Source organism: Burkholderia sp. HMSC10F09, from assembly GCF_001806955.1.
Lineage (GTDB): Bacteria > Pseudomonadota > Gammaproteobacteria > Burkholderiales > Burkholderiaceae > Burkholderia > Burkholderia multivorans.
This window is the reverse complement of the sequence record NZ_KV786833.1, coordinates 6531-13485: the sequence shown is the minus strand read 5'-3', so window position 1 is coordinate 13485 and position 6955 is coordinate 6531. Positions and strand designations below refer to the sequence as shown.

The following is a 6955-nucleotide window of genomic DNA, read 5'->3' as shown; positions in this document are numbered from 1 at the left end:
CGTTCCGGGAGGCGCTCGAGCGGCCCGAGCCGCGCGTCGCGCTCGGCGTCGCACTCGCCGGCGTCGCCCATGCGGCGCTCGACATTTCAGACGGCCTCGCCGGCGATCTGCAGCACATCCTGACGCGCTCGAACGTGTGCGCCGACATCGACGCCGACGCGGTGCCGCGCTCGGCTGCGCTCGCGACGCTGCCGGCCGACGTGCAGCGTCGCTGCACGCTCGCGGGCGGCGACGACTACGAGCTCTGCTTCACGGCGCCCGCGTCCGCGCGCGCGGCCGTCGCGGCGGCCGGCGCGAAGGCGGGCGTCGCGGTCACGCGTATCGGTACAATACGCGCGTTGTCCGCACCGTCGGAGCGCCCCGCGATCGCGTGGCACGACGCCGCCGGCGCGCCCCTCGCCCTCACGTTGCACGGCTTCGACCATTTCCATGCAGACTGATCCGACGCCCGCGCCGCAGGCCGCGCCCGACACCGGCACGGCGCCCCGCGCGCCGCAGCGCGCGAGCGCGCGCTTCATGCTGTCGCATCCCGCGCACATCGTGTCGCTCGGCTTCGGCAGCGGTCTCGCGCCGTTCATGCCCGGCACGTTCGGCTCGCTGTTCGGCTGGCTCGCGTTCGTCGCGCTGAACCGCTATCTGACCGTGCCCGAATGGTGGTTGCTGATCGCGCTCGCGTTCGTCGCGGGCATCGCGATCACGGGCTTCACCGCGCGCAGAATGGGCGTCGCCGATCCGGGCGCCGTCGTCTGGGACGAGATCGTCGCGATCTGGCTCGTGATGCTGTTCGTCACACCGGCGACGTTCGTCGGCCAGCTGTGGGCGTTCGTCGTGTTCCGCTTCTTCGACATGGTGAAGCCGCCGCCGATCCGTCATTTCGACCGTCGTCTGACCGGCGGGCTCGGCATCATGGTCGACGACCTGATCGCCGCGTTCATGACGCTGCTCGTGATCGCGCTGTGGCGTTCGCTCGTCGGCTGACCGATTACCGACTTCCGTTTCCAGACGCGCATGCCTACCGATTCCGTCGTCCATCAGCTTGCGATCCGCGCAGGCAACAAGCTGCGTGACGAGCACCTGATGCTCGCCACCGCCGAATCCTGCACCGGCGGCCTGATCGCCGCGGCCATCACCGACATCTCGGGCAGCAGCCAGTGGTTCGAGCGCGGCTTCGTCACGTATTCGAATCAGGCCAAAAGCGAGATGATCGGCGTGCCGCCCGATCTGATCGAGAAGCACGGCGCGGTCAGCGAGCCGGTCGCACGCGCGATGGCCGAAGGCGCGCTGCGCAACAGCCGCGCGCAGGTCGCGCTATCCGTCACCGGCATTGCGGGCCCCGCAGGCGGCAGCGAGAAAAAGCCGGTCGGCACCGTGTCGTTCGCATGGAGCAACCGGCTCCATACCGACGTCGAAACGCTCGTATTCAAGGGCGATCGCGAGCAGATCCGCACGCAGGCGGCCGCGCATGCGCTGCGCGGGCTGCTGAAGCTGCTCGACGAACGCGAAGGCTGACGCGCGCGCGGCCGTGCGCCGCTGCGCGCGTGCCACTTACTGGATCGCGTCGGGCTTCACGACGATCCAGTTGCGATCGGCCGTCACCGGCAGGCCGAGCGCCTTCTGCTTCGCGGCCGATTCGTCGGACCATGCGCGGATCTGCGCCATCTGCTTGTCCTTCTTGTCGACCCAGACGCGCACGCCGCCGCGCGCGACGTCGGTCGCGTTCAGCAGCATGTAGCCGTCGGACGCGGGCGTGTCGCCCGCGACGAGCACCGGCTTCTTCCACTGGTCGATCCAGCCGACGATCGAACCGAGCTTGCCCTCGTACCACGTCATCGGGTTCATCAGGAACGGCGTGATCACGAGATTGCGGTTCGCGGCTTCGTCGTACTTGCCGGCCTTGATCTGCAGCCGCGACGTCGTGAGCGCGCCGGTCGCCGGATTGCGCAGCAGCGTCGTCACGCCGATTACGTTCTCGGGCTTCACGTTGTAGCCGTACTTCGGGTCGGACAGCACGAGCCGCGCCAGCTCTTCGTGCGCGGCCGTCATGACGTACACCTCGATGCCGTTCTCGCGCAGCGCGTTGTAGAGCTCCTGCATCCCGCGGAAGAAGCGCGGCGGGTTCGCCGTACCGTCGACGACCTTGTCGCCCTGCCAGTAGCGGATCGGGATCGGCTTGCCGTCGGCGAGCATCGCGTCGATGTGGCGCTTCAGGTCGGCGAGCGACAGCCCCGCGAACGCCTGCGCAATCCACGGGTAGCAAACGAGATCGTCGATCTCGCAGAGCCGGTAGTAGTAGCTCGTCAGCGATTCCTTGTAGTCGGCGGAATCCTTGAACGGAATCAGCTTCAGCGACGCGTCGAGCGTGTCGCGCGTCAGCACGCCGCGATGCTCGAGGTACGGCAACAGCGACTCCTCGAGGTCGTAGCGGTACGTCGTGTTGTCGGCATCGAACACCGCGTAGTCGCCGCGATGCGCGTGCGCGGCGATCATCGCGTTCAGCGCCTTCGCGCTGTCGGTCGGCCAGTGTGCGAGATCGGCCGCATGCGCGAACGTCATGCAGAGCGATGCGGCAAGCGCGGTCAGAAGTCGTGAATACAGCTTCGGCATGGCGTCGCTCCTTTTCTTGACATTGTGATGACGGATCGATGACAAGCGGCAGCATCGCGCGATTGCAGCGCGTGCATGCAGTGCGGAAACGACGGGAAGTTGTCCGCGCGCGCCACGGCGGCGCGGCGGGGACGACGCGGCAGCGCCGCGCCGGAGGCGGAGAGCCCGCATGCGCGGGCGCGCTGCATCAGCGATACGCGTTGATCGCGTCGCGCGTCTTCTGCGCGGCGAGCGCCGCGGCTTCGGCGAAATCGTCGCCGCTGCTCGCGTAGAGGATCGCGCGCGACGAGTTGATCATCATGCCCGTACCGTCGGCCGTACGGCCCGCGTTCACCGTCGCCTGCACGTCGCCGCCCTGCGCGCCGATGCCGGGAATCAGCAGCGGCATGTCGCCGACGATCCCGCGCACGATCTCGATCTCCTTCGGGAACGTCGCGCCGACGACGAGGCCGAGCTGACCGCTCTTCGCGTTCCACCGGTTCGCCGCGAGATCGGCGACGACCTGGTACAGCGGCCGGCCGTTGGTGTCGAGGAACTGCAGGTCGGAGCCGCCCGGATTCGACGTACGACACAGCACGATCACGCCCTTGCCCTCGTGTTCGAAATACGGCTCGACCGAATCGAAGCCCATGTACGGGTTCACGGTCACGGCGTCCGCGCGGTAGCGCTCGAACGCCTCGCGCGCGTACTGCTCGGCCGTGCTGCCGATGTCGCCGCGCTTGGCGTCGAGGATCACGGGCAGGCCGGGATGCTGCAGATGGATGTGCGCGATCAGGCGCTCGAGCTGATCCTCCGCGCGATGCGCGGCGAAGTACGCGATCTGCGGCTTGAATGCGCTCGCGTACGGCGCGGTCGCATCGACGATCTGCCGGCAGAATTCGAAGATCGCGTCGGGCTGGCCGTCGAACTGCGCGGGAAAGCGCGACGGCTCGGGATCGAGGCCGACGCACAGCAGCGAATTCGTGCGTTGCCACGCGGCGCGCAGCGAATCGATGAAAGTAAGCGGGGAAGACATGGGCGGATACTCGCGGCAAACCGTTGGTAGACCGCGTATTTTACCCGCGTCGCCGACCGCCCTCGCGCGCGACGGCGCCGGTGCGCGCGTCGCTGCGTGCGACGCTGAACGCGAAGCGCCGCGTCAGCCGCTCGCCGGGCGCGAGCAACGTCATCCCGTGCGCCGCCGCGCCGCCCGGCAGGTTCACCGCATTGATCGGATGATCGACCGGCTCGAAGCAGAAGAAATCCGCGCCGGGCGGCGTGTAGAGCACATACGCGTCGGCATCGGCCGCGACCGTCAGCGTGATGCCGCGACGCGGCCAGCTCACCGTCGCATGGCCGCCCCAGCCCGTGAACGCGTGATTGACGAGCGTCGCCGGCAGCGGATAAGCGACGCCGAACTGCCACGCCGGCGGCACGCTCACGTGGCGCACCGGCAGAAAATCCGCGCCGGACAGCCACAGACCGCCCGCCGCGGCCGCCAGTTCGGTCGCGTCGTCGCGCACGATGAACGGATGCACGCCGAGCCCGAACGGCAGCCGCGTGCGGCCCGCGTTCTCGATCGTCAGTGCGATCGTCAGCGTCGCGTCGTCGAGTTCGAACGACTGGACCGCGCGGAACGCGTACGGCGCACCGCTGCGGCGGTCGAGCGTCAGCCGCAGCGACGTGTCGGCCGCATCGTCGACCTGCCAGCACGCGAGCCAGCCGTCGCCATGAATCGGCAGCGGCTCGTCGAGCCGGTTGCGCGGCACCGCGATGCTGCGTCCGTCGCATTCGAAGCGCGCGCCGCCGATCCGGTTCGAGTACGGCAGCAGCGGATAGCAGGCGAGCTCGTTCGGGTCCGTCGCGGTTTCCGGCTGCGCGCAGCGGCGAAACACCGGCACGAGCGCGCCGTCGTCGCGCCGCCAGTCGAAGCGCGCGATGCCGCCGCCGAGATGCGGCAGCACGTCGACCCGCAGCGCCGCATTCGACAGCGTGACGGCCGCCGCATGCGCGGCGCCGACGCCGCGCGCGAACACGGCGGTCTGCGGCCCGGCGCTGACCGGCTGCGCGGCGGCCGCAAGGCGCGCGCGGCGCGACTGGCTGGTGGACGACGACGCGCGCGAGGACGTGGCGGTCATGATCAGCTCCTTTCGTTCGTCGAGGAAACGATGCGCTCGATGGGCGGCCGCTACGCGGGCCGCGCGACGGTCAGGCCCACCCGCCGTCGACGATCACGTCCTGCGCGGTGATCATCCGGCTGTCGTCGGCCGCGAGGAACAGCGCCATGCGCGCGAGATCGGCCGGCAGCAACTCCGCCTCGAGGCACTGGCCGGCCTTGATCGCGGCGCGGCCCGCGTCGTCGAGCCAGAGCCGGCGCTGCTTGTCGGTCATCACCCAGCCGGGCACCAGCGAATTCACGCGGATCCCGAACGGGCCGAGATCGCGCGCGAGCCCGCGCGTGAGGCCCTGCACGGCCGCCTTCGCCATCACGTACACCGGATAGCCGCCGTTCTTCAGCATCCAGCTGATCGAGCCGAGGTTGATGATCGCACCGCCGCCGAGCCGTTTCATGTCGTCGATCACGGCCTGCGCGGCGAAGAACTGGTGCCGCAGGTTCACCGCGATGCCGGCGTCGAACGACGCGGGCGTCACGTCGGCGATCGCATGCCGCACATCGTTCGCCGCATTGTTCACGAGCACCGCGATCGCGCCGATCTGCGTACGGATCGTGTCGATCGCGCGACGCAGCGCCTCGATGTCGGTCAGGTCGCACGGCAGGAACAGCGGCGCGTGGCGTGCGCCGCCGAGACGATCGGCGAGCGCGCGGCCCGCGTCCGCATCGAGGTCGACGAACGCGACGCGCGCGCCCTGCTGCGCGAAATGCTCGACGAACGACGCGCCGATGCCGGTCGCACCGCCGGTGATCAGCACCGCGCGATCGACGAGGCTCGGATAGTGCGCATAGTTCGCATGCGCGTCGCGCGCGGAAGAATCGGTGGTCATGCAGCGTCTCCGTGTAGGCGGCTCAGTCGCGTGCGCCGCGGTTCTTCAGCTGGTCGAGCAGCACGGCCGCGAGCAGGATCGCGCCGCGCACCAGGTACTGATAGAACGCGTCGATGTTCAGCAGGTTCATCACGTTCTCGACGGTGCCCATGATCAGCACGCCGATCACGACGCCCGAGATCGTCGCGCGGCCGCCCATCAGCGACACGCCGCCGAGCACGCACGCCGAAATCACGTTCAGCTCGAAGCCCTGCGCGGCGTTCGGCTGGCCCGACGTGATCCGCGATGCGAGGATCACGCCCGCGAGCGCCGTCACCGCGCCCTGGATCAGGAAGATGTAGACGCGCGTGCGTTCGACGTTGATCCCCGCGAGCCGCGACGCTTCCGGATTGCCGCCGATCGCGAGCGTGTTGCGGCCGTACACGGTCTGGTTCAGCAGCACGCCGAACACGATGAAGCACAGCAGCGTGACCCAGATCGGCAGCGATACGCCGAACAGCGTGAGGCCGCCGAGCGCGATGAAGGTATCCGACGACACGCCGACCGCCTGCCCCTTCGACACGATGAAGCCGAGCCCGCGCACGATCTCCATCGTCGCGAGCGTCGTGATCAGCGCGTTGATCCGCAGGTAGGCGATCACCGCGCCGTTGACGAAGCCGATCGCGGCGCCGGCCGCGACCGCCGCGACGATCGCGACGAACGTGTTGTCGGTCGCGTTCAGCACCATCGCGCAGAGCACGCCCGAGAACGCGACGGTCGAGCCGATCGACAGGTCGAAGTCGCGCGACGCGAGACAGAACATCATCGTGCACGCGACCATCCCGATCTGCGAGATCGACAGCGCGAGGCCGAGCATGTTGTCGATCGAGAAGAAGTGATCGACCGTCAGCGACATCGTGACGAACATCACCGCGAAGATCGCGATCAAGCTGTATTCGGTGAGCTGCTGCCACCATTTCTGGCGGTCGCTCTGCTGCGGCACCAGCGCGTCGGCCGACGGCTTCACGGCTGCGCTGGCGAGGTTTTCGTTGACTTGCATGGTTGTGTCTCCTGCTCCTGCATCGCGCGGCCCTGCGCCGCGCGCTATCGATTCGAATCCGGCGCCCGGCGGCGTCACGCGGCCTGCACCGCGCTCGCCTGCGGCAGCGCGAGGCTCAGCACCGCGTGCTCGTTCGCCTGCGCGCGCGGCAGCTCGCCCGCGATGCGGCCTTCGCGCATCACGACGATGCGGTCGGACACGCCGAGCACTTCCGGCAGCTCCGACGACACCATCACGATCGCGCAGCCGCGTTCCGCGAGCCGATAGATCACGTCGTAGATCTCGTGCTTCGCGCCGACATCGATGCCGCGCGTCGGCTCGTCGAGGATC

The 6955-nt window shown here is 69.0% G+C and carries 8 protein-coding genes and 1 pseudogene; 3 read left to right on the top strand and 6 right to left on the bottom strand.

Annotated elements, in window-relative coordinates:
* The 3 genes from HMPREF3115_RS21425 to HMPREF3115_RS21415 form a co-directional block, all read left to right on the top strand.
* Nucleotides 1–440: AIR synthase-related protein (locus HMPREF3115_RS21425; protein ID WP_256276340.1), on the top strand; the 440-nt coding region annotated here is incomplete at its 5' end.
* The gene (locus HMPREF3115_RS21420) at nt 430–978 is read left to right on the top strand and encodes a phosphatidylglycerophosphatase A family protein (protein ID WP_006407587.1); all 549 of its coding nucleotides are present in this window, start codon (nt 430–432) and stop codon (nt 976–978) included. The genes HMPREF3115_RS21425 and HMPREF3115_RS21420, both read left to right, overlap by 11 nt.
* Nucleotides 979–1008: 30 nt before the next feature.
* Nucleotides 1009–1509, top strand: coding sequence for a CinA family protein (locus HMPREF3115_RS21415; protein WP_006400369.1), 501 nt, complete (start codon nt 1009–1011; stop codon nt 1507–1509).
* Between the two features lie 36 nt (nt 1510–1545).
* Here the strand turns inward: HMPREF3115_RS21415 and HMPREF3115_RS21410 are convergent, their stop codons facing one another.
* The 6 genes and pseudogenes from HMPREF3115_RS21410 to araG form a co-directional block, all read right to left on the bottom strand.
* Nucleotides 1546–2604, bottom strand: coding sequence for an HAD family hydrolase (locus HMPREF3115_RS21410; protein ID WP_006407589.1), 1059 nt, complete (start codon nt 2602–2604; stop codon nt 1546–1548).
* Between the two features lie 187 nt (nt 2605–2791).
* Nucleotides 2792–3619 (bottom strand): orotidine-5'-phosphate decarboxylase, encoded by an 828-nt coding sequence (gene pyrF / locus HMPREF3115_RS21405; protein ID WP_053297648.1) that lies wholly within the window; start codon nt 3617–3619, stop codon nt 2792–2794.
* A gap of 40 nt (nt 3620–3659) precedes the next feature.
* The gene (locus tag HMPREF3115_RS21400) at nt 3660–4721 is read right to left on the bottom strand and encodes an aldose 1-epimerase (RefSeq protein ID WP_070555944.1); all 1062 of its coding nucleotides are present in this window, start codon (nt 4719–4721) and stop codon (nt 3660–3662) included.
* Between the two features lie 70 nt (nt 4722–4791).
* The gene (locus tag HMPREF3115_RS21395) at nt 4792–5586 is read right to left on the bottom strand and encodes an SDR family NAD(P)-dependent oxidoreductase (RefSeq protein ID WP_006407593.1); all 795 of its coding nucleotides are present in this window, start codon (nt 5584–5586) and stop codon (nt 4792–4794) included.
* 22 nt (nt 5587–5608) lie between these two features.
* The gene (gene araH / locus HMPREF3115_RS21390; protein WP_006407594.1) at nt 5609–6625 is read right to left on the bottom strand and encodes an L-arabinose ABC transporter permease AraH; all 1017 of its coding nucleotides are present in this window, start codon (nt 6623–6625) and stop codon (nt 5609–5611) included.
* 74 nt (nt 6626–6699) lie between these two features.
* A pseudogene (gene araG / locus HMPREF3115_RS32695) lies at nt 6700–6955 on the bottom strand (L-arabinose ABC transporter ATP-binding protein AraG); the annotation flags it as partial.